Raw genomic sequence first — 21,538 nt, 5'->3', positions numbered from 1 at the left:
TCAAGTTCCCACACCGATAGTAGCGCCGACGCTAACTCCGCCTTTGGCACCAAACGCGACACCAAACCGGGTTCCGACAGCTGTTCCCAATCAAGTTCCACCATTGGCTACCGGTCCTACCGCGGTGCCGCCGCAAGTTCCGACTGCAACTCCTAATCAAGTTCCGACAGCTATCCCTGGCCAGGTTCCGCCTCAACCTACCGGCCCAACAGCGGTACCGCCACTTGTGCCAACCGCAACGCCAAACCAAATACCAGTCGCAGTTCCTGGTCAGGTCTCACCTCAGCCCACTGGACAAACTGCTGTGCCACCGCTCGTCCCGACTGCAACACCAAACCAGATTCCGGTCGCAGTGCCCGGCCGTGTTCCGCAACCCAGCGGTACTACGGCGACACCCCCGCTTGTCCCAACCGCAACCCCCAATCAGGTTCCCACGGCGGTTCCTAGCCAGGTTCCACAGTTGACGCCGAAACCGACGGCAACTCACGTGGCCGTCCCAGGACATCCGAAATCTCAAGGCGTCGTGACAATCATGCGCCCCAAGCCGAGGCCGACAACCGGTAGTGTCCAGCAACCTAGCACAACACAAGTGACCCACCATTTAACCCACCAAAGTAATGCGAAGAAACACGATCACGTCGCAGCAACACCTGGACGACATGACCCGCACGACCTACCGAGATTCCGCAACGCGGCGGCCAAGGAAGACTGGGAATGCGTTGCCAGCGGATTTGGACAGCGCCGGTATGATGCTGGGCGAGGCGTGTTGCTGAACAACGGAGCGTTGCGGCACCTCGGAAACGTGGACGCAATGGCCCGGGATGTACCTGCTCGGCATCCAAAACACTCTGGGTGCATTATTTCGGTTAAACGAAAGCAGCGCTGAAGCTCGCTTGGTAGGTTTTGCGCGGACAATGAGATTAATCGACCACTAGTTTGTCAATTGTCATCTGGTTAATCGGATTTCGCATTACCCTTATTCCCTGGCGTTTACGTTGACTGACGTAGCCCAACAATGCTCCGTACCTAAATTTACTTCACATAGGCCAACACTCTAAAGTGCCGCACTTCCAACAAGAGCCTCCGACCATCTGGGCAGTTCAGGTTAGGCACGCGAAACTTTGCAAAGTCAGCTTTCTGCGCGTCGCTGACATTAGTGCTTTCAGCAGCATCGGTTGGTTTGGGCTCGGTGCGGTCATTGGCAGGTTTCTAATGAATGTCTGCCTCGCGGACAAATCCACCTTATGCTCATCGTTTTCTGATGGCTGGTCTCACACCAAAGCGGACCTTCATTTCGAGCTTTACATCCTCCGAGATGCGTACGAAGCGGGCATTGCTCAAGGCGACCAACGCACAGTATCTGGCATCCGTCGCTTGCGACTACTAAACTGTCGTACCAGAGATTAATTCGCAGTCGTCTGACAGCCTCTGGCCTAAACACAAGGGGCTAGACACCAGAGCTGAAGCGTGGCTGGATTGCTTAGAGATTGTCTAGTCGGACGGAGATCCCCAAAATTGAAAAGAAATGCACACAAGCTGTTAGTGACTTCCGCTTTTGCTATCGCTCTTTTGGCCTCCGGTGCGGTATTTACTGCTTCCACTCAACCAGCAAGCGCAGAGGCTGGTTATTTCTGGGATGAAACCGTTGAGTCTGTAGATAGAAGCCCTTGGATATTTGAAGGCACAAATGTTTTTGGCGAATTAGCACGAGTTCCACCGTCAGATTGGGTACGTACTTTGGAAAAAGCGGCATACCCAACTGAGCTTGAGACTTTTGTTTTCACAGCTAGCAATAATGAAGAACAAAACATCAACGATTGGTTGCATCAAACGCATACCGATAGCTTTTTGATTTATCACGATGGCAAATTGGTCGCTGAAAAGTACTTCAATGGCATGAGAGCTGATACGCCTCACCGCATTCACTCGATCACCAAGACAGTGTTGGGTATGGCAGCAGGGCTGGCGGTTGAGGCAGGAGAATTAGATCCTAAAAAGCTGATCACCGAATACCTGCCAGAGTTGGAAGGCCCAGCATTTAAAAATACAACGGTTAGACACCTACTTGATATGACCGCTGCTGTTGATTGGAAAGATGCTTCTAGCGGCTACCTAGACGATGCCGGTGATCTGTTCTGTGCGTTTGGTCAGGATCTCTCTGAAAAAGTTGAAATTTGCGATACAGAGTCTGGCGTTAAGGAGTACATGATCTCTCTTAGTGATCGCGAGACCTTGGTAGAAGACGGTGAAGTTTATAGTTACCGTTCAGTGCTATCTGCGTTGCTGGGTATAGTTATCGAGTCGGCAACTGGAGAAAGCTATCTGGATGTACTGGCCGAGTTGTGGCAGGACATCGGTGCTCAGGACCCTGCATATAGCGAACTAGGGCCAAAAAGGATTGTGCAAACGAGTGGTGGGTTATTTACCAGCTCTCGTGACCTATTGCGATTTGGCATAATGATGCTGGACAACGGAAAGGTTAACGACACTCAAGTTATTCCTCCAGATTGGATAGCTGACACGATTCAAGCAAATGATGACGTTATCGCAGCTTATGAGAAAAGCGCATATGCAGAGGTGTTTGAAGGCTTCCACTACCGTAATCAAGTTTGGGTGAAAGACAGGGAAAAAGGCGCGTTTTACGGCATTGGTGTCTATGGGCAGCTGTTGTATGTGAACCAAAAAGCCAATGTGGTTATGGTGAAGCTATCAAGCCAGCCAGACGTTCAAAATACACCTATGTACCTGGACTCTATGGTTGCGATGAAAGGCATTGCAGAGACTTTGAGTAAATGAATTTCAGATTATCTTAATCTAGCAAGCTGAGCCAAATGGCTCGGCTTATACTACGGAAAGACTTAACAGTGTCGTCGGGTTAGTACCGGGTGACCTCGACTGCGACCGCAGCAAACACCACACCAATCAACAGAGCTTTTGTATTCACTGCCGAAAGGCTGGGTAGTTTAACCCGAAGAGACAGGGCTATTATCACACCCCCTGTTAACCCAGTTGCAATTGAATAGATCATGCTACTTTTGTCTGCGTTGAGACCGATCAATATGCCGACTGCAAGCGACGCGACAAAGTATGCGCGTAGCCATCCAGACATGTGTCCGGGGTGGGTCTTATAGAGAAAGATATTCACCCCAAACAAATGCAATGAATAAGCCAACGTTCCAACAGCGTACAGCTCAGGTGATGTTCCCGTCGTTTGCATGACGGTAATGGCAAGCAAGCAGTTATAGGTTCCAAGTGCCACTGTGTCCAAGCCAAGCGACAACCTGTTATCGGCCCCCGTTTCGCGACTGGCTTCCAGCAAGTAGTAAATGAGAAATCCTAGGAGCGAATAACCGAACAGCGAGTTTTCCCATTTGCCATTTGCAGCCAAATCGGCCGACAATTCACCGATTTTTGGCAGTAAGAAAAGGAAAGCATAGCCAAGTCCGATCCCTGATGAAAAATCAGAAAGCCAGCCTGCTAGGGCGGGGAACTTCCAGTAAAAAGACACGCAGAAGACGTGAACAGGCCGATGACTGCAATTGATGTTATCGCGAGGTATGTCGACGCGTCGAACACGGCTAATATCCAATGAACACATTACACACCGATGAGACACCCCTTGGGAGCGTTTGCACAACCCAAAAAGTGAAGAAGGTGCGGTTTGAATAGAACACTCAACGACAGCTTTCTTCTGAACTTCCGGCATTGATGCACGGTGCAGAAATTTGAACTTAGGGCTCCTTCGAGTCCTTCGCCGCGTCCCGCCTAAATGTCAGGTTTTGAGTTCTCGGAGGGAAGGCCTTAGATAAAAGCCATTGGACATTGCTGAACGGGTGTTACGTGAACACGTTCAGAGAATCGCCGATTCTCCACTTAAAAACTTGATTTTTAAAGATTTTCTCAAGGGTTTGTGGAACGTCACAGATCTTTGACTCAATCGATGGCAAAAACCTCAAGAAATTAGTACATCACGTCATTCGTATCTGACCCAAACGTCAGGCATTTCTGACCCAAACTGAACTGCGTGCCCAGATCTTTCAACTATTCAGAGCAGTAAAGTGTTTTTCAGTTTCATTGACTCCGATTTTTGGGATCAACGAAAGAGCGCACGCTAAAGAACTGACAGATAGTTTTTCCCCGCAAATCTCGAACTCCGTGGACAAGCAGTCCGATGCTGGCGTTCACGACTTGACCTTTTGCTTGGTCGGCTGACCGCAGGTGGGACAATGATCGACCTGTGATATTGTTTCGGTATGCACGCGGTTTCGGATATGATCGGCAGCGCGGCGCGAGAGACCCAATTGCTTGCGAACTGCGTCAATCTCTTTCTCATCGGCCTCGCAGATATCGCCGTCTTCCAAGGCCTTTCGAAATTCACGTTCCAGGCTGGCCCGTCGGCGGTGCAACTGGTCGTTCAGGCCGCTGGCAATGATCCCTGCAGGCAACGCAGCCATACCGATGCCAATCACGGTGATCGCAGCGCCGAAGATCTTACCGGCAACTGTCACGGGCGTCACGTCGCCATAACCAACGGTCGTCAGCGTTGCCATCGCCCACCACATCGCTGCGGGGATCGAACCGAAGGCATCCGGTTGCGCTTCGTGCTCGGCCAGCCAAGCACCGCTGGCCGCAAAAATCAGCATCACCATCAGGATGAAGAAACCTGCAAAAAAGGCGCCAGCCTCTTCCTCAAACACAGCAAGCAGCATGCCGAGCGCGGGGGAATACCGCGTGAGTTTAAGCAGCCGCAACATGCGGAAGGTACGCAGCAGACGCAGGTCAACCGGGAAGATCAAGTAGAGCAGCGCAGGTAAAATCGCTAGTAAATCGATGATGGCGATCGGGGAGACGGCCCACGCAGCGCGCGTTTTGTAACTTGGATTTTCAGTGGCGACCCACAGCCTTGCCGCGTATTCGACCACGAAAACAAACAGAGAAAGACCCTCAAAGAGGTTCATAGCCAGGCCCCAACGGAAATATATGGAGTCAACCGTTTCCAGGATAACGGCGGCCACGTTCAGCGTGATTAGGGCAATTAGAGCTATTTCAAGCAACCAGGGACCGGTGGCCGCCCGGTCCGGGCGCTCGAGCCACCAATAGACTTTTCTTTTTAGATAGCCTGAACTTGTAAGTGCCTCACTCATGTCGAAACTGCGTCCAGGCGCGCGTCAGGGGGATCGCGATTTGCGATAGCAAAGCTGTCCCCCAGATCAGATTGCCTACCAAAGAGGGGACATGTGGGACGACAAAGAAACAGATGATTGCCAGCACTATCCCGAATACACGCACGTCCCATCGCCCGAAATCCGACGCCAAACGATGTTCTATGACGTTTTGAAGCACCCAAAGCATGGCGATGTAACCGGCAAGACCGAAACAGCCTATAGCGGCATATTCGGTTGGATATGGCTCCCAAAATCCGACTTTGACCTCGGCAGCAAGAGCCACGCCGACCATGACGCCGCAAAGCATCAAAATCAGGTGCGCAAGCCACCAGATGACCAACGTCGACACCTTTTTGTCTTTTGGTTTGGCATTGCCGACAAAGTCGAAATAGATCCAACACATCACGAACATCGAAACGCCACCGATGACGAAGTTGACCAGTACGTCCGGTGATACTTTGTAAATTCCTTTTTCGGACAGGGTGACGACCAGTTTGAAGAACCCTTCGCCTAATACGATCAATGTTAAAAGAGCAAACCGTTCAGCCATATGGCCAAGACGCGGGACAAACCTCTCGAAACGCAGGACTGTGACAGCGGGGATCATATACATCGCCTGCGTGGCCACCATTGCGACGGCAAACACCCAGTAAGCAAGAGGAGCAGGCAAAAAGGCTGCAATCGCAAAGATCACCGCAAAGACCGAGAAATTGCGGATCTGGGCCGTCGACATCGACTCGCCTGATGAATTGGCCCGCCGGGCTCGATAGTACAGCGCCGCGATCATGGCCCTGTTCGCAGCAAATCCTAACGCGAAGAAAACCCAACCCTTTCCGTCAATAGCCGGGATCGCCGCTGCCATGAACATCACCGTGCAGATCATCACGGCCATGATCAGCCGATGCCAAAAGTCGGTACTGACGTAGATCGAGTTGAATATGCTGAGTTCGCCCCAAGCGTACCAGAGCGTTATGAAGACTCCGGCGAACACAAGAAACCCATGCAGATCGAGATGATGCGACAGGTAATTGCCCAATAGAAAGATCGTCACGACGTGGATCAGGTCGTAGAACAGCTCGGCCCAGTGGACATGGTCGTGCGCGTGGTCGAGGTCTTGGTGATGTTGCGGCTTCCGCCAGATGGGGTGATCATGCAGTGCCATAAATTAGGAACTCTTCCAGGTTGAAGGGCTGTAGCGGCCGGCATTCGGCCACTCCGACTGAGTTTTTAATTTAAGAGGAAGGTTGTCGCGGAGACTTACGTCATGCAACCCCCACAATGGTTGTTCAGCGATGGCAGGCCGGGCGACACCTGTCCGATCGTGGTTTTTTTTGCGCCGGAAGTGCCTGGTATTCACTGGTGTCACGCGGCCCTGTCGTCTCGTAGATGCAGCAGGAAGCGGGCGTAGTTTTCCTCGCCCTGCGCACCGGTCACGAGGTGACGTTGATCGAACACCATTGCAGGCACGCCCCGAACACCTTGGCTGATCCAGAATTGCTCTTTTTGGCGCAAATGATTGGCCCGATCTTGGCTTTGCAACATGTCTAGCGCATCCGCGCGGTTCAGCCCGATGCCTGCGGCCGCGTCGGCGAGAACCTGCATGTCCGAGACGTCCTCGCAACGGGTGAAGAAGGCCGCAAAAAGTGCCTGCTTCATCTCGTGGCCTTTTCCTAGTTCCGTTGCCCAGTCAATCAACTGATGCGCTCGGAAGGTGTTATACATCCGCATGTCATCGGCGTAGTTGAACTTGAACCCAAGTGCTGCGCCCATCTCGCTGAGGCCGGCACGCGCCTTGATCGATCCTTCCAAAGTGGTCCCGTATTTTGCCGCCAGATGTTCGCGTAGGTTCACGCCACCCTCGGCCATCTGCGGGTTCAGCTCGAATGGATGCCAATGGATATCTAGTTCGGTCTGGGTGTCGCGCGCGGCTTTGGCAAGTTGGTGGTAGCCGATCACACACCAAGGGCAAACAACGTCTGACACGATATCGACGCGAATGGGCAGAGCAGCTTGCACGGTTTAGGTTCCTTTTACATCGCTGGAAAAGCGCGACGCGTTTTCCTTAGCAAAGGCGCTGGCATCTGCGTTGGCATCCCAGAATTGGGGGTTGGCCTTTGGGATGGTCAACGCCCGCTGCACGGCCGGCCGGGCGTCAATACGGTCGAACCAGGCGTTCAGATGCGACAGGTCCGACACATCTACCCTTGCCCAGACATATGCACGCGCCCATGGGAACAGCATCATGTCAGCTATGGTGTACTCGTCTGCAGCAATCCATTCGCGCCCGTCCAGACGAGAGTTCATCACCTCCATCAAGCGGCGGCTTTCGTCCACGTAGCGACGGATTGAAAAGGGCTCTTTATTGCCATTAGGCGCAGCGATGTGCTGGAAATACATCGCCTGTCCCATCATCGGTCCTACGTGCCCAACCTGAAACAGCATCCATTGCATGACCTCGGACCGTTTGACCGGGTCCGATGGCAGAAATTTTCCGTATTTCTCGGCCAGATACCACAGGATCGCGCCGGATTCGAAAATCGCGCGCCCTTCCGAACGGTCTTCGATGGTCGGGATCTTTCTTCGGCGAGCGCTGCAAGATGGCGGGCTTTTGACGCTACATACGGCCAATGCTGGTGATCTGGTCACGGAAGCATCCCTGTTTGCAGACCGCTATCACTGCGACGCTGTGACCGAGCTTTCTACGACGGTCTTATTCCTCCCGAGGGACGAATTGATGACGCACTTAGAGGATGCACCTTCATCAGATCATCTTTTGATCAGGGCGTTTGAACAAACAGCGAGAGATCTGCAGGTTTTGCGGACCCGCATTGAAATCATGCGCCTGCGAAAGGTGAAAGATCGGCTGGATGCCTATCTCGAACTGTACGGTCCACCGGAAGAAGGCGGTTGGGTGCGTGTTCGTGTTGCCGATTGGATCGGAGTGACGCCCCCCCGCGCTGTATCGCGAGCTGGCGAAGTGTCGAGCGAAAAATGACGTTCACCGTCTCGCAGCTAAATCGTAGGTATCGGCTCAGTGTTGCCATTTTCCAAGGTGACCACGGTTGGTTGTTCGCAGCCCAAAGCAGTTATTTTCAACTAGAACATACAGTTTTTAGATCATAATACCTTAGAGTTTCGTTACATTGAGCAAACTGATCCTGAGTGTGCTCGGAAAACGCCCAAGGGGCTCACTACTTTGTAGATCACGAGTGAGTAGGCACCTTAGAGTAATTCCATCATCGATGAGGTTAATCACTTGGACAGTTAGCCTTCAGAAAACAGGGTTATACACTCGTAAGCATGGCGATGAAATAGCTTCGGTTGATGCAGGCAATTGCGTAGCGCAAGAAAGGTCCATCAGCGTAAAAAGGCAAAGACAGAAACCATCTATGTCCCAATTGCATGAGTATTTTTCGATTTTTTCACAGGACTTTGCGCTTCCGACACTCTATCTCGCATAGTTCCTGGAAACACTGGGTTTGCCTATTCCCGGTGAGACAGTTCTGATTTCCAGCGCCGCTATTGCAAGTCAGGGCGACCTCAACATTTTTTTGGTGGTAGTTGTCTCGGTCGTGGCGTCGATGACAGGTGACAACGTTGCGTATTTCATAGGTCGCTGATTTGGGCGCAAGGTCATTCTAACATATGGGACAAAAATAAGGATCACACAGGAAAGATACGAAAAAGCTGAGCAGGTAACCGAGCGCTTCGGTGCTTATGTTGTTGTCGTCGCTCGGTTCTTTATCTTACTGCGTCTGCTAAACGGTCTCGTGGCCGGCGCCACGGGAATGCCTTGGCAAACATTTCTTCTGGCCAATGCAATCGGATCACTGCTTTGGGTAAGCTTCTGGACAACACTTGCATATAAACTCGGTCAGAGTGTCTCGTTGCTTCCTTGGGTGACGCACCATTTAGCAATAGTAGCCAGCATTGTGGTTGTAATGACCTTGTTGCTTATAGCCGTACTATTTATCCGTGCTAGGCATGTTGGCAGAGACAAAAGCGTTTAACTCGACAACAAACCACACGCCGCTTTTTGATCAACTGTTCTCGAAAAACCAATCACTTTGAGAGCATATCGTTTTGGACGCATCCATACTTAAATTTGAGCCTATTGTTGCCCTGACTAAAACTTTGGTCGCGGCTGCAACCCAGCTTTCTTGACGTAGAAGAATCGTGCGTATTGACTGACCGGGAGCTTGGAAGGAGCCCGAGGCAACATGGCAATTATTGGATTGGTGACAATTGTACTCGTTGTTGTGTCTCTCCTTACTGGCCGGGTAACTCCAGTCATAGCGTTGATATTGTTCCCGCTCGCAGGAGCATTATTGACGGGTTTCGGTCCTGCGGAACTGTCGGAGTTCTTTAACTCAGGTCTGCTTCGAGTTGCGCCGGTCGCCACGATGTTCATCTTTGCGATACTCTTCTTCGGCATCTTACAAGACACAGGCCTTTTTCGCCCGATTATCAATTGGGTCATCGGGGTGACCAGGGGCAACGCGGTGGCAATTACGGTTGCCACGGCAATGGTCGGCGCTCTGGCCCATCTGGATGGCGCTGGTGCAATGACATTTCTTCTTACTGTTCCGGCCCTGCTACACTTTACGTCGGGCTTGGGATGAAACGGTATTTGATGTTGATGATGCTGTGCTTGGCTGCCGGCCTGGCGAACATGCTTCCTTGGGCAGGACCATTGGGCAGAGCTTCTGCTGTCTCGGGTATTGATCTGACTGTGCTTTGGCACCCTCTGATACCCATCCAGATTATCGGGCTGGTGCTGTTGGCGGGATTTGCGATCCTCATCGGACTACGCGAGAAACGCATAATGTCTCAAACAACAGGGACGGTTGCTCCGACTGGCAGCATGGCACAATACGCCTTGAAGGTGACTGACGAAGAATTGGCGCTGGAACGCCCTCAATTCATTTTCGTAAATGGGGGGTTGTTTTTGGCGACGGTCGTAGCGTTTGTGGTGGGTTTACTGCCGCCTGCATTTCTCTTCATGATCTCGCTTTCGTTGCTTCTACTCATCAATTACCGCGACGTGGACAGCCAAATAAACCGGATGAAAGCGCATGCGCCTTCCGCGCCGACAATGGCTACGATTATCTTTGCTGCTGGGGCGTTCCTGGGCCTTATGGACGGTACAGGAATGCTCCGGGTTATGGCTGAGCAGTTGGTCGAGATCTTGCCTGAAAGCGTTGTACCAACATTACATATTTGGGTCGGGCTGATCGGCGCACCGCTTGAGTTGGTGCTTAGCACGGACGCATTTTACTTTGGTTTGATGCCGGTGATGCTGGAAGTTGTGGAACCAACTGGCGTCTCAACCGAAAGCATTGTCTATGCGATGCTCATCGGCAATATCATTGGCACGTTCATCAGCCCGTTTTCGCCCGCCCTTTGGCTTGCACTTGGATTGGCCGGTGCAAGCATGGGGCGGCATATTCGGTACTCGCTGCTCCCATTATGGCTGTTTTCCATCGCAGTTTTTGGGGTCGGTTTTTTGTTGGGCTTGTACTGAACCCATTCCCAAAAGCACTACAACAGGCTTGGTACGACTGTTTTCTGGAAGACTCATGGTTGGCTGGTCGGCAGCCCGAAGCGGGCATTCATCGCCGAGCTTAGCAATCTTCGACATGCGCAACGTTGCTACCGTCCCCGAAGCCAGCACGAAGGTCAGCTAAGGACACACTCATCTCACATGTTAGCCGTCTCAGCCACTCGCATGTTGATATCTTTTCTCTGCGTCCATGCTTTCATGTTTTGCTGAACGAACTGATCGATAGAGGTTGGTCGTGATCCGGTCAGCTTCAGCACACTGTTAGTGACGCGATCCTCTGACCCGCCAGCAATTACACCGTCCATTGCCGCCAGAGTTCTTGCGTATTCTTCCGGCAATCCGAGGCTTTGATGACGCTCTGTCAGTTCATCGACGGTTAGGCGATGATGGGTGATCTTCCGCTCCAATTGATTGCTCAGTGTTTCGGCAACGACATCATAAGAAATCGCTTCCGGGCCAGTGAGTATATAGTCAGTGTTTTCGACTGATGGAGTGACCAGCAGCGCCGTTGCACAGGCTGCTATATCGCCAGCATCGATAAAGCCCACTCGGCCGTCATCTGTCGCTGTGTAGATGGCGGACTCATCGCGAATGGGATCACGGTGATGAAGCTCTGAGAAGTTCTGCATGAACCAGGTTGGACGCAATACGGCCCATTCTGGAGCGTTGGAGCGCAGCCAAGTGTGGACTGCGCCCATCATGGGTCCGCCTTCTTCCAAAGAAGAAGCGCTGAGTAGCACGAAGCGTTGGACGCCAGCGGCAAGTGCCGTCTCAAGACCGGGCTGCATTGCGCCCAGTGAGTCCACGGTGTCTGTGGGTGCTACGAGGTAAACAGCCCTGACGCCTTCGAAAGCTTCTGTGAACGTAGACGGATCGCTCCAGTCGAAACGCACGTCGTTTTTGTTCTGAGGTCTGCGTGTTCCCACGCTGGAGGCCAGCCCTTTTGCATGTAGCTGTTTGACGACGCGGCTTCCCGTTTTTCCGGTGCCGCCGGTGACAAGAATGGAACTAGTCATCAATAAAGTCTCCCAGCTTCGACTTAAGAACTTCGACGCCGCCGACGGCGTTTAGCAGAACTAGCGGGTTCCAGTAGTCGCGATAGCGCGTGATGCGTCCGTTTTGGACCTCAATGACCGATATGTAGTTTTGATCATAGCGCCCGGCCTCACCTTCACCTTTGCAGGAGAATTCCAACACAAAGGTTTCACCGTCTTTCGCGACATGGGTGACTGCCGGGCTCATGGATTCAAAGCTGATGAGGCTTCCAGCTTTTGGCAGATAGGCGGCCATCGTGTCTCGGCCACGGAGTTCTCGCACTGACCCTTCTGGAGAAAACGGGAACTCGAACACGATGCCTTCGTCACACATATCCAGGAAGTTCTCGCCTGCTTCTGCGATGATTGCATCTCCGAGGGCACCGCGCAGCATCGCGCCAAAGCTGGGTATGTTATTCGTATCAGACATTATTTCTTTACCTCTTGTTGTTCCCTTAACGGGTGGGTTGTTCTGTGACTGGTGACTTGGTTTATGCCGCTTTTCCAAACTGCATGATAAGGACGCCGGAGATCGACAGCATAGCACCAGTGATGCGATAGAAGTCCGCTGGTCGAGCAGCGTTTCCAAGTAGCCCGTTCTGGTCCAGGATGAGTGCCATCGTCATTTGTCCGGCGACTACTGCGGCAATAAAAGCGGCGGCCCCAAAGCGTGGGATCAGAACCATGGTCGCCATCACGTAAATGACACCAATCACACCTCCTACCCACGCCCAGGGAGGAGCCGCATATAGTATTGATAAGCTTGGCAATGTCGGTCGAAGCCATGCGATGCCGACCACCAGGCAAACGAATGAAATTCCAAACGACAACAGAGTTGCCCAGAGTGGGTGACCAGCCGCGCGGCTGAGCTCTGCGTTCATTCCGGCATGGATGGGTATCAAGGCCCCGCAAAGCAGAGGCGCAAACCAAAGAAGTGCGATTTTCGGGTCCATCTTCGCGTCCTTTCCACAAGTGCCAAAATTGGGTTGCAGTATTTAAGGGTTTGCTCCAGATTGCATCGGAACGATACCGTTTCGTCCTATCTAAGGGAGAATCACGATGGAACGCAATAGTTCCGACGTAAGAAATCCTGATCGGCCGCGTCGGAAGCCGGCCGGGGCTGCCGTTTTGCAAGACACGGTGACAGAAGCAATCCAACGCGCTTTGTTCGAGGAATGGGCGGAAACGGGTTACTCGTCTCTACGAATGGAGCGCATTGCGGCTCGCGCAGGTGTCGGAAAGGCGGCGCTCTATCGAAGGAGTAAATCCAAGTTTGAACTGGTGACCAAAGCGGTGAAATCAGCGGCCACGAATATCACTCCAATTCCGGACACAGGATCTTTTGAGAAGGACGTTGCCAGGCTTATGCGCAGAATGGCTGCAACTCTGCGCCATCCGCTTGTGAGGCGGATTCTGCCGGACCTACATGCTGAGCACGCTCGTTCTGATGAATTGGCAGAATTGCTGAAGAGTGTGACGCGGGATCGCCAGGCCCAGGCAATGGTTATGTTGGACAGAGCCATTCAGCGTGGCGAGCTGACAAAAGACACAGATCGGCAAATGATCCTGGATATGTTTATCGCACCGCTCTACTGGCACGTCATCGTTCAGCATCGACCTGTCAGATCAGCAGACATTCAACGATTTACCAATCTGGTACTAAGTGTATAAAAATAAGCAGTAATCATAAAGCAAGTTGAATAACTGAGACGAAAGTCGCTTGGGTTTTCGGCACAGCCTAACAGCCTAGGGAACCCAATTTTTATGGGTGATCGCATAATTCAAAGCTTCGAGATCTTCAGTCAGCTGGCTGTATGAGATTGGCCCTCCCAGGCACACCCTGACCGCTTCGTCGGGTGCGCCTGTTACCGTAAAGGCATTGCTCGGCATAACTCCGACTTGTCGATTGGCCATGTGGCTCATCACGTCAGCTCGGCTAGACCATTCGGGCAGCTTGAGCCAGATATTGAATGCTTCGTTGCTGCCGACGAAGTCTTGGTCCAGCATAATCTTGGCCGCCAAGTTCTGTCTGCGGTTGGCCTCATTGCGTACGAACTTTTGCACCGCCGCGGCTGTACCATCCTCGATCCATCGCGCCATCAAAGCTGTTGTGATTGGTGACGCCATGACATTCGTTGCCTGCAAGGCACGCGTGAAGTGGGTTTTCGACAGCCCGGACGGAACCACCGTAAGCGCAAGCCTCAAACCAGCGCCCAGACACTTCGAAAGACCCGCGATGTACCACCCCAATTCGGGGATCTGCTGTGATATAGGCGGTGGCGCATCCGACGACACGAAACGACAAGCGTCATCTTCAATCAAAGGCAAACCGTACTTGTCCAAAACGGACGCGATCTGCTGACGTCTCTCCATCGGAATTGTAAGCGTCAGGGGATTTTGCAGCGTCGGGTTCAGATAAAGAGCAGAAGGTGTGTGCTCTTGGATAGCGGCATCCAGATCATCAGGAAGAATACCGCTGTCGTCTGATCTCACGCCAATTAGCAGGATGCCAAGTTGAGCGCCTATGGCACGAATACCGGGATATGTCACGCGCTCACAGATCACGGTGTCTCCGGGCTTGGTGAGCAATGTCAGGATCGACAGCAAACTGGCATGTGCGCCAGGCGTGATTGCCAATTGGTCTGCTGTAACGTCGATATCATTGATGTTCATCCAGCGCGCTGCGGTCTCCCGGTCTTGCCGGCTCCCGATAATGGATTGGTAGCGAAGCAGAGGAACTAAGTTTGCAGCAACATGTGTGAGGCCTTGTTCCATACGGGCCACCAGAGCCGGATCATCTGGCTCCGGGGGCATGTTCATGTTCGGGTCTTCTTCCAGCGCGCGGCGTGGGTCTGCTTTTTCTGCTGTTTCTTCTGGGTTCCGGATAAACGAGCCCCGACCGACAAAGGTGTCGATATATCCTCGCTTCGCAGCCTCTGAGTACCCGCGAGAGACAGTTGTGAAATCCAAGCCAACAAGCTTGGCGACGCTGCGTTGAGGCGGAAGCCTGTCACCTGCATCTAGCACACCTGTCTCTACATCATGTCTGATCGCTTCCGCGATCTGGACATAGAGTGGTTTCCCGTCGTCGCGCAGATTCGGCGTCCATGACTTCAAGGCATCATTCCATTCAATGTATAAGATTGTGTCTGTCGTATTTATCAGCATTTCAAGCGAAATTCAACATGTTGTCGCACTTGCAATCATATTGATTGGTAATTGATTGCATTATGTCTGAAGATGGACTATCTGAGGCACGACCGAAGGAGATCAAAGATGTCCGACCTTGCAATTGACAGCCACGACGACAGTGAAGAGCGCCCCATCAAACCCGCAATCATGAACGGGATGCGCCTCAAGTGCCCCAGATGCGGGGAAGGCAAACTACTGCACAGCTACATCAAAGTGAACAATGAGTGTTCGAATTGCGGTTTGGATCTGAGCCATCAGCGGGCGGATGATGGTCCGGCTTATCTTACGATCTTGATCGTTGGCCACCTTATGGGGTTTGCGTTGCACATCGCCTGGGTGACATGGAGGCCAGAACCTTGGGTCCTGGCTTTGAGCATGTCGGTCATTGCAGTAGTCGGTGCCTTGGCACTGTTGCCGGTCATGAAGGGCCTGATTGTTGGATACCAATGGGCCAAACGCATGCACGGGTTCTAGCCAACCGCCCTCCCAATGAATTCACAGCCCTTTCAGAGGATGGTTTCCTTGATGGATTTGAATTTCTATTCACTTGAGGCGACAGGAAAGACGATTGCGGATCTCACAACAGCCGCACCCCTTATTCCTGCGAGAACCCCTGTCAATGTGACCTGGCTGAATGATGAGGATGATTACGACAGGCTGCGAACGGTGCGCCGGATCGACGACGCCGGACTATTGCCGGTGCCGATATTTGCAGCTCGTCGCCTTAAATCAAAGAAACACTTGTTTGACCTGACCGAAAAACTCCGGTTTGCGGGCGCACAGGGACAAGTCATGGTCGTTGGAGGTGACCCATCAAATACGTCGGAGCCATTCAACAACACGATGGATCTCCTTCGAACGGAGTGGATTGAAAAATATGCGATTAAGAGGGTCACCTTACCGGGTTTTCCTGAGGGGAACGCTGCCATAGGCTATCGTTCGGACGTGGCCCTACTGGAGCAGAAGGTAAAACTTCTGGAGTCCTACGGGTGCAGCGTGAGCATAACAACTCAACTTGCCTTTGATCCCGACAGAATTCTCAACTGGATAAGCCAGCTTCGAAACATTGGTGTTAGCCAGCCGATCCAAATTGGGATACCTGGGCCGACCAAAAAGGATCTCCTGCTCAGGTTTGCACGCTCATTTGGGGTTTCGGCTGGCGGGTTGAACAACGTGAGTGTCACCGTGGACGGGATCGTAGATTTCTCCCGTCTGGTCTGCTTGATCGAACAAGGGCTGCAACGACGCAATTTAGCTGATGTTGCGGTTCACCTTTATCCTTTTGGTGGCGCGAAGGTTGCCGTTGAGTGGCTTGCTGCGACTAAGGCGCGGCAAGTTCGGGACGCTTCGAGCAAAATGCTAGCCTGAGGAAAAAGGCCGCCCTTAGAGGTCGGCCATTTCAGTTCTTAGAAAAGTTTTCTTCTTATTATTGAGGGTATCAGGCCGCCAGTGCGACCGAGTCCTTACCGGCAGGGATCCGTAGCGGACAAGTGGTATCGGTCACGGCTCTCCAGATTGCCTGAACAACATCCTCTGAAAAGGTGAACTCTTTCCCTTCAGCGTTCATAAAGGCCGCCATAGTCTGCTCGACGAATGGCTTGTAGTCTTCAGGCGTGTCATTAGATTCTGACATCAGTGCCATTGCGTTCTTGCCGAAATTCGTTGTTGGTGCCTGACCAGGTAGAACGATATGGGTGCGAATACCCAGAGGAGCCAATTCAAGGGCAAGACATTCGGTGAAGGCGTTCACTGCGGCCTTGCTTGCCGTGTAGACCGAAGCCAGCGGCAGCGGTTTGAGTGTGACGCTGGAAGAGACATTCACGATCACCCCCGACGCTTTCGCGCGCATTTGTGGCAGCACGGCTCGGACCATTTCCATGGTGCCGAACGTGTTGGTCTCAAAAATCCGGCGCAGGTTATCTTCTGATGTGCCCTCGAAAGGGGAAAGCCAGCCGACGCCTGCATTGTTCACCAAAGCGTCGATGGGGCCAGCAGCTTTCACTGCCTTTGTGATGCTCTCGCTATCCGAGATATCCAATGGCAGGATCGTCAAACGATCCGAGGCCGGGAATAGTGCTTCATCTGGCTTACGCATTGTTGCCATAACCGACCATCCCTGTTCGAGAAAGAAGCGCGCAGTCTCCAGCCCAAATCCCGAAGAACATCCTGTGATCAATACGGTCTTCATGACGTTGTCTCCTGTTCGTTGATGCCTTGAAAGTAACCAACGTGAGCGGTATGATGTATAATTAATCATCCATTTTTTGTTATCAATGGTCCAAAATGGCAGATCCATTCTCTGAAATCATCGCCCTCCTTCAACCCAAAGCATCCTATTCAAAGCTGGTGCATGCATCGGGACCATTTCGAGTGCATCGCGAGGATGTAAACGAGGCCTTCTACTGCTCACTTCTAACTGGACGTGCATGCCTGGACGTCGAAGGAAAAGAACCATTGGTTTTGAATGCGGGTGACTTTGTGCTTATCCCTGCGGTCAAGTCATTCACCTTTTTAAGCATGGACCCGCCTCCACCCGCTGATTTGATCAACCACCCTGTGGAGGGTGAAAACGGAGTTTTCCAGCTTGGGGCATCTGATGCGGAGCCAGAGGTTCAACAACTCGTAGGACACTGCACCTTTGCCAGCCCGGACGCTGATCTATTGATCTCTCTACTGCCTGATCTGATTTTTGCCCGCGGTGAGGGTCGGTTGGCTGCACTTACGGGGCTTGTTCGTGACGAGGCGCGTGAAAACAGGCCGGCGCGAGATGTGATCGTCGAGAACCTATTGCAAGTCCTACTGATCGAAGCCTTCCGCTCTGGCGCGGACCCGGCCCCGACTGCCGGCCTTTTGCATGGATTGGCAGACGTGCGGGTTGGACCCAGTTTGCGAGCCATGCACGCGGCTCCGGCTCACAGTTGGACTGTTCAGGCTCTTGCAACCGAAGCCGGGCTGTCTCGATCTGCATTCTTCACCCGGTTTGAAGGGGTCATGGGAATACCCCCAATGAGCTACTTGCAAAACTGGCGGATGACGCTGGCAAAACACATGCTCCGGGCAGGAGATCTCAGCATTGCCGAAATCTCTGCCCAGACCGGATATGGGTCATCCAGTGCCTTCAGCACCGCATTCTCTCGCTATGTAGGATGCCCGCCCGCGCGCTACTCAAAGGCAAATCTACTGGAAGCTTCGGGCTAAGCTTTTCAGATGACACCGCCATTGGCGCGAAGAGTTTGCCCACTGATCCATCGGCCATCAGGACCGGCCAGGAGCGAAACAACAGCAGCGATGTCTTCGGGCGTTCCGAGCCGACCAAACGGGTTCATCTTCTTGATGTTTTCAATTACTGCTTCCGGTTTTCCATTGATGAACAATTCTGTCCCAACCGGCCCAGGCGCGACGGCATTCACGGTGATGTCACGTGAGCCCAGTTCTTTGGCAAACACATGGGTCATCGCTTCCACAGCGGCTTTTGTCGCCGCATAGACCCCATATGTCGGCTGATAGAGCCCGACAACACTGGAGGAAAGACTGACAATCGCTCCGCCCGCGTTAAGTCGGTTGGCAGCCTCTCGCATTCCGCGAAACACACCGCCAATGTTGATGGTGCAGTGAGCCTCGAAGTCGTCATCAGATGTAGATGCAACTGCACTCAGGCGCATAATACCCGCGTTGTTGACCAGAACATCGGCAGAGCCGAACTCCTGTTCAGCCGCATCGAACAAGCTTGGCATGCAGGATGGATCAGAAATGTCACCCTGAACTGCGATTGCCTGGCCGCCAGCTTTTTTGATCGCGTCCACAATCTCGTTCGCTCCGGCCTCGTTACCCGCATAATTGGCAATGATTGCGTGGCCATCCTGAGCCAGGCGGAATGCGATGGCTGCGCCAATTCCTTTGCTGGCGCCGGTTACAATTGCAGTTCGTTGTCCGTGTACCATGTCATTCTCCTGTCTGATTGCAGCGAAGATAGGCAAGGAAACAGGCCAGATAATCTGCCTTGAATTGGAATGACAATTCGATAAAAGCGAACAATGATCGATAGACTTGAAACCATGCGCCTGTTTGTTCGGGTGCTCGAACGCGAGAGCTTCACAAAGGCCGCAGCGGATCTGAATATCCCGCGGTCTACCGCAAGTGAAGCCATCCAGAGGCTGGAGCGCGACCTAGGTAGTCGGCTGCTGGATCGAACAACCCGCCACGTGGCCCCAACACCGGATGGGCAAGCCTACTATCAAAGATGCGCGTCTATTTTAGCTGATCTGGAGGAAGCTGAAGGAGCACTGCGTGGGCACGAGCCCTCAGGTCTGCTGCGCCTTGATGCCCCCGGCACTCTGACGCGGGTATTCCTGCTGCCGCACCTGGCTGATTTTTTCGCGATGTATCCCAAGATCACCCTTCAACTTGGCCAGACAGAGCGCCTGGTGGACCTGGTGCGCGAGGGCGTTGATTGCGTCATCCGCGCAGGCATTCCTGATGACAGTGGCATGATAAAACGGCACCTGACCGATCTCCCTGAGATCACCTGTGCGAGTCCATCATATCTGGCCAAGTTTGGCACTCCCACGTCGATAGACGATCTGAAAGGTCATCAGATGGTCGGCTTCCTGTCTTCGCGAACCGGCGGCGCACTACCGCTGGAGTTCAAGATCGGTGACAAGCTCAAGGAATTTACGTTGCCAGCGCTGGTTACAGCAAATGACGCGGACACAGTGCATCATCTGATCCGAGACGGGTTCGGAATTGGACAAGCTCCAAAGTATCGTTTTCTGGAAGACTTGAGAGCGGGACGCCTTGTAGAAGTTTTACCGGATATGCCACCATCGCCCACTCCGCTCGCTGCATTTTACCCGCAAAACCGACAACTATCCCCGCGCGTCCGGGTTTTCCTCGATTGGGTCATTCGCATTTTCGACAAGGCAGCGCTTTGACCAAGTGTCTAGGGCCGTCCTCTTGACTTTGCAAAGTCCGCTAACTGCGCATCACAGCCACTAGAGACGATAGATGCTACTAGCGCAGCGAAGGGCAGCTCAGTGGCCCTATTGCTTTTGGCGGTTTGACAAAATGGTTCAATCGCAAATGGCGGCATGCCTTCTTCCCCTCACTTTCCCTTCGTGGGCCCGCGGGATTTGGACAAGCCAAACGCCCCTGGCCGTCAGGGTGAGGGCGCGGCCCTCCCCCTCGGGCAACCCTCTTAGACAGGGCCGTGTCCTCGGCTGTGCCTGCGGGCCGCACCACCCCTGTCGAATAGCGTTGTCTCGCCCCCTCCCGCGTTCGCCACGTGGCAGATTAGCAGGAACAGGCAGCTTCGCTGTCTGGCCTGCAAGTCAGCTCTAATTTTCCGAAAGGGAAGTCAGATCAAACCAAACTGTTTGCGGGAGTCTGAGATGGGGGTGGCGTGTTAGTTGATGACGCAAAGATCAAACTCAACTGATGTCCAACTTTTGGGGGCGCCTTCTAATTTCGAACGTTCACCCCGTTTCTGGTCCAACTGTGACGGTTGGGTCAGGTTCGTGTGACGTTCAACAGGGTGTCGGGCGACACATAGTTTTGCCATTAGGCAAAATCTAAGCTATTGAATTTGCTAACTCTTGGTTGTTTCTTTCGCGTAACCCTTACCATTTGCGACTCAAAGATCTGCCATAAAACACGAGTGTCCTATTCAACCGTCGTTGCTCTCCTTTTATTGATCGGCAGGACAAATCTCGAAGTCTATTTAGACTCCGCGCTCAACACAGGGCACTTTTAGTGGAATGAGAAATTCGCCACGCAACCAAATGCGAGTTCGAAACAGAAAAGATAAAACCTGTTGTGGCCTTTGTTCCGCCGTTTAGAACAACTGCTTCTCTTTCGCCAGTAGCGCGGCTTGCGTTCGATTGGAAACGCCCAATTTTGCCAGCACGTTTTTTACATGCAGCTTTACCGTAACCTCTTGAATTCCTAGGTTTCGGGCAATTTCCTTGTTTGAAAGGCCGATGCAGAGCTGTTCCAGCGTCTGCATCTCCCGGCTGGACAGGGTGGCAAAAACGCCAGACGACTCCACTGGCTCATCTGCCTGTCCGAAATCGAAGGGAAAATACCGTTCGCCTGACAGTACAAACTTGATGGCGTTGACCAGCGACACAGCTTTCAAGGACTTGGGGATAAACCCGTTTGCACCGTTCTCCATTGCCTTGTTGGCAACCTCCCGGTTAGCGACACCTGACATCAGTGCAACCTTAGTCGCAGGAAAGGCCTGACGGGCGCGACTGAGGCCATTCAGGCCGTCCATTCCCGGCATGTGATAGTCGAGGATCAGCAGATCGATGGAATCCAAACCGCGCATCAATTCCAACGCTTCTTCCAAATTGGCAGCGGTTTGGACTTTGAAGTCGTCTACGGTTTCCAGATAGGCCGCGATTGTGTCGCGGACCAGATCATGGTCGTCAGCTAAGAGGATATTAGGCATGTCCACAGTGTCCTTACGCTGAACGCATTCACAACCAAAAAATCAGGCCAAAACATGACAGAACTATACTTTGGTATAGTTGCCTAAGCCAATGCTCTGATGACCGTGGGGGATCAATAGTTATAACCCAGTTTAC

At 52.7% G+C, this 21,538-nt stretch carries 22 protein-coding genes; 10 read left to right on the top strand and 12 right to left on the bottom strand.

The genetic code is table 11. From position 1 onward, the window contains the following. Positions 1 to 1,515: 1,515 nt before the first annotated feature. The gene (locus ACR0KC_RS21905) at positions 1,516 to 2,796 is read left to right on the top strand and encodes a serine hydrolase domain-containing protein (protein ID WP_480772218.1); all 1,281 of its coding nucleotides are present in this window, start codon (positions 1,516 to 1,518) and stop codon (positions 2,794 to 2,796) included. 79 nt (positions 2,797 to 2,875) lie between these two features. Here the strand turns inward: ACR0KC_RS21905 and ACR0KC_RS21900 are convergent, their stop codons facing one another. The 5 genes from ACR0KC_RS21900 to ACR0KC_RS21880 all read right to left on the bottom strand — a co-directional run bounded on the left by ACR0KC_RS21900 (position 2,876) and on the right by ACR0KC_RS21880 (position 7,811). Next, the gene (locus ACR0KC_RS21900; protein ID WP_480772219.1) at positions 2,876 to 3,508 is read right to left on the bottom strand and encodes a hypothetical protein; all 633 of its coding nucleotides are present in this window, start codon (positions 3,506 to 3,508) and stop codon (positions 2,876 to 2,878) included. A 673-nt stretch (positions 3,509 to 4,181) separates the two neighbouring features. Continuing rightward, positions 4,182 to 5,144 carry an ion transporter gene (locus ACR0KC_RS21895; protein WP_480707610.1) on the bottom strand — a complete coding sequence of 321 codons (963 nt, stop codon included), beginning with the start codon at positions 5,142 to 5,144 and terminating at the stop codon, positions 4,182 to 4,184. Then, positions 5,137 to 6,327 carry a low temperature requirement protein A gene (locus tag ACR0KC_RS21890; RefSeq protein ID WP_480772220.1) on the bottom strand — a complete coding sequence of 397 codons (1,191 nt, stop codon included), beginning with the start codon at positions 6,325 to 6,327 and terminating at the stop codon, positions 5,137 to 5,139. Before ACR0KC_RS21890 ends, ACR0KC_RS21895 begins: the two co-directional genes overlap by 8 nt. Positions 6,328 to 6,527: 200 nt before the next feature. Further along, positions 6,528 to 7,181 (bottom strand): DsbA family oxidoreductase, encoded by a 654-nt coding sequence (locus tag ACR0KC_RS21885; RefSeq protein ID WP_480772221.1) that lies wholly within the window; start codon positions 7,179 to 7,181, stop codon positions 6,528 to 6,530. A 3-nt stretch (positions 7,182 to 7,184) separates the two neighbouring features. Continuing rightward, complete coding sequence (locus ACR0KC_RS21880; RefSeq protein WP_480707613.1) at positions 7,185 to 7,811, bottom strand: glutathione binding-like protein; 627 nt, start codon at positions 7,809 to 7,811, stop codon at positions 7,185 to 7,187. Positions 7,812 to 7,899: 88 nt separating this feature from the next. On the opposite strand from ACR0KC_RS21880, the gene ACR0KC_RS21875 reads away from it, so the two are divergent. The 4 genes from ACR0KC_RS21875 (at position 7,900) to ACR0KC_RS21860 (ending at position 10,689) form a co-directional block, all read left to right on the top strand. Then, on the top strand, positions 7,900 to 8,160 hold the full coding sequence (locus ACR0KC_RS21875; RefSeq protein ID WP_480707614.1) for a hypothetical protein: 261 nt from the start codon (positions 7,900 to 7,902) through the stop codon (positions 8,158 to 8,160). A 640-nt stretch (positions 8,161 to 8,800) separates the two neighbouring features. After that, the gene (locus tag ACR0KC_RS21870; RefSeq protein WP_480707654.1) at positions 8,801 to 9,175 is read left to right on the top strand and encodes a DedA family protein; all 375 of its coding nucleotides are present in this window, start codon (positions 8,801 to 8,803) and stop codon (positions 9,173 to 9,175) included. A 210-nt stretch (positions 9,176 to 9,385) separates the two neighbouring features. Further along, positions 9,386 to 9,787, top strand: a complete 402-nt coding sequence (locus ACR0KC_RS21865) for an SLC13 family permease (protein WP_480707615.1) — start codon at positions 9,386 to 9,388, stop codon at positions 9,785 to 9,787. Continuing rightward, a complete protein-coding gene (locus tag ACR0KC_RS21860) occupies positions 9,784 to 10,689 on the top strand; it encodes a hypothetical protein (protein WP_480707616.1) in 906 nt (301 codons plus the stop codon). The genes ACR0KC_RS21865 and ACR0KC_RS21860 overlap by 4 nt, the downstream gene beginning before the upstream one ends. Positions 10,690 to 10,865: 176 nt before the next feature. Here ACR0KC_RS21860 and ACR0KC_RS21855 read toward each other — a convergent pair whose 3' ends face one another. The 3 genes from ACR0KC_RS21855 to ACR0KC_RS21845 all read right to left on the bottom strand — a co-directional run bounded on the left by ACR0KC_RS21855 (position 10,866) and on the right by ACR0KC_RS21845 (position 12,715). After that, entirely contained in the window at positions 10,866 to 11,744 is an 879-nt protein-coding gene (locus ACR0KC_RS21855; protein ID WP_480772222.1) for an ergot alkaloid biosynthesis protein, read from the bottom strand. Next, positions 11,737 to 12,192, bottom strand: coding sequence for a nuclear transport factor 2 family protein (locus tag ACR0KC_RS21850; RefSeq protein WP_480772223.1), 456 nt, complete (start codon positions 12,190 to 12,192; stop codon positions 11,737 to 11,739). Before ACR0KC_RS21850 ends, ACR0KC_RS21855 begins: the two co-directional genes overlap by 8 nt. A 61-nt stretch (positions 12,193 to 12,253) precedes the next feature. Then, a complete protein-coding gene (locus ACR0KC_RS21845; protein WP_480707619.1) occupies positions 12,254 to 12,715 on the bottom strand; it encodes a DMT family transporter in 462 nt (153 codons plus the stop codon). A 187-nt stretch (positions 12,716 to 12,902) separates the two neighbouring features. On the opposite strand from ACR0KC_RS21845, the gene ACR0KC_RS21840 reads away from it, so the two are divergent. Next, positions 12,903 to 13,433, top strand: a complete 531-nt coding sequence (locus ACR0KC_RS21840; protein WP_480772224.1) for a TetR/AcrR family transcriptional regulator — start codon at positions 12,903 to 12,905, stop codon at positions 13,431 to 13,433. Between the two features lie 75 nt (positions 13,434 to 13,508). On the opposite strand, the gene ACR0KC_RS21835 is transcribed toward ACR0KC_RS21840, so the two are convergent. Next, complete coding sequence (locus ACR0KC_RS21835; RefSeq protein ID WP_480707621.1) at positions 13,509 to 14,879, bottom strand: aminotransferase-like domain-containing protein; 1,371 nt, start codon at positions 14,877 to 14,879, stop codon at positions 13,509 to 13,511. Positions 14,880 to 15,038: 159 nt separating this feature from the next. Between ACR0KC_RS21835 and ACR0KC_RS21830 the strand changes: the two genes are divergently transcribed. Together ACR0KC_RS21830 and ACR0KC_RS21825 are read left to right on the top strand one after the other, a co-directional pair. Continuing rightward, entirely contained in the window at positions 15,039 to 15,428 is a 390-nt protein-coding gene (locus ACR0KC_RS21830) for a DUF983 domain-containing protein (protein WP_480707622.1), read from the top strand. 51 nt (positions 15,429 to 15,479) lie between these two features. Continuing rightward, positions 15,480 to 16,322, top strand: a complete 843-nt coding sequence (locus ACR0KC_RS21825) for a methylenetetrahydrofolate reductase (RefSeq protein WP_480772225.1) — start codon at positions 15,480 to 15,482, stop codon at positions 16,320 to 16,322. A gap of 70 nt (positions 16,323 to 16,392) precedes the next feature. Here ACR0KC_RS21825 and ACR0KC_RS21820 read toward each other — a convergent pair whose 3' ends face one another. Beyond that, complete coding sequence (locus tag ACR0KC_RS21820; protein WP_480707623.1) at positions 16,393 to 17,142, bottom strand: SDR family oxidoreductase; 750 nt, start codon at positions 17,140 to 17,142, stop codon at positions 16,393 to 16,395. 95 nt (positions 17,143 to 17,237) lie between these two features. On the opposite strand from ACR0KC_RS21820, the gene ACR0KC_RS21815 reads away from it, so the two are divergent. Continuing rightward, positions 17,238 to 18,152, top strand: coding sequence for an AraC family transcriptional regulator (locus ACR0KC_RS21815; RefSeq protein WP_480772226.1), 915 nt, complete (start codon positions 17,238 to 17,240; stop codon positions 18,150 to 18,152). Between the two features lie 5 nt (positions 18,153 to 18,157). On the opposite strand, the gene ACR0KC_RS21810 is transcribed toward ACR0KC_RS21815, so the two are convergent. After that, positions 18,158 to 18,895 carry an SDR family oxidoreductase gene (locus ACR0KC_RS21810; protein ID WP_480707625.1) on the bottom strand — a complete coding sequence of 246 codons (738 nt, stop codon included), beginning with the start codon at positions 18,893 to 18,895 and terminating at the stop codon, positions 18,158 to 18,160. 93 nt (positions 18,896 to 18,988) lie between these two features. On the opposite strand from ACR0KC_RS21810, the gene ACR0KC_RS21805 reads away from it, so the two are divergent. After that, entirely contained in the window at positions 18,989 to 19,885 is an 897-nt protein-coding gene (locus ACR0KC_RS21805) for a LysR family transcriptional regulator (RefSeq protein ID WP_480707626.1), read from the top strand. An 899-nt stretch (positions 19,886 to 20,784) separates the two neighbouring features. Here ACR0KC_RS21805 and ACR0KC_RS21800 read toward each other — a convergent pair. After that, positions 20,785 to 21,402, bottom strand: coding sequence for a response regulator (locus tag ACR0KC_RS21800; protein WP_480707627.1), 618 nt, complete (start codon positions 21,400 to 21,402; stop codon positions 20,785 to 20,787). Positions 21,403 to 21,538 lie beyond the last annotated feature (136 nt).

This window comes from Ruegeria sp. CF3 (genome assembly GCF_056537365.1).
Note: the sequence above shows the minus strand (reverse complement) of the source record. Positions and strands in the feature narration are given on the sequence as shown.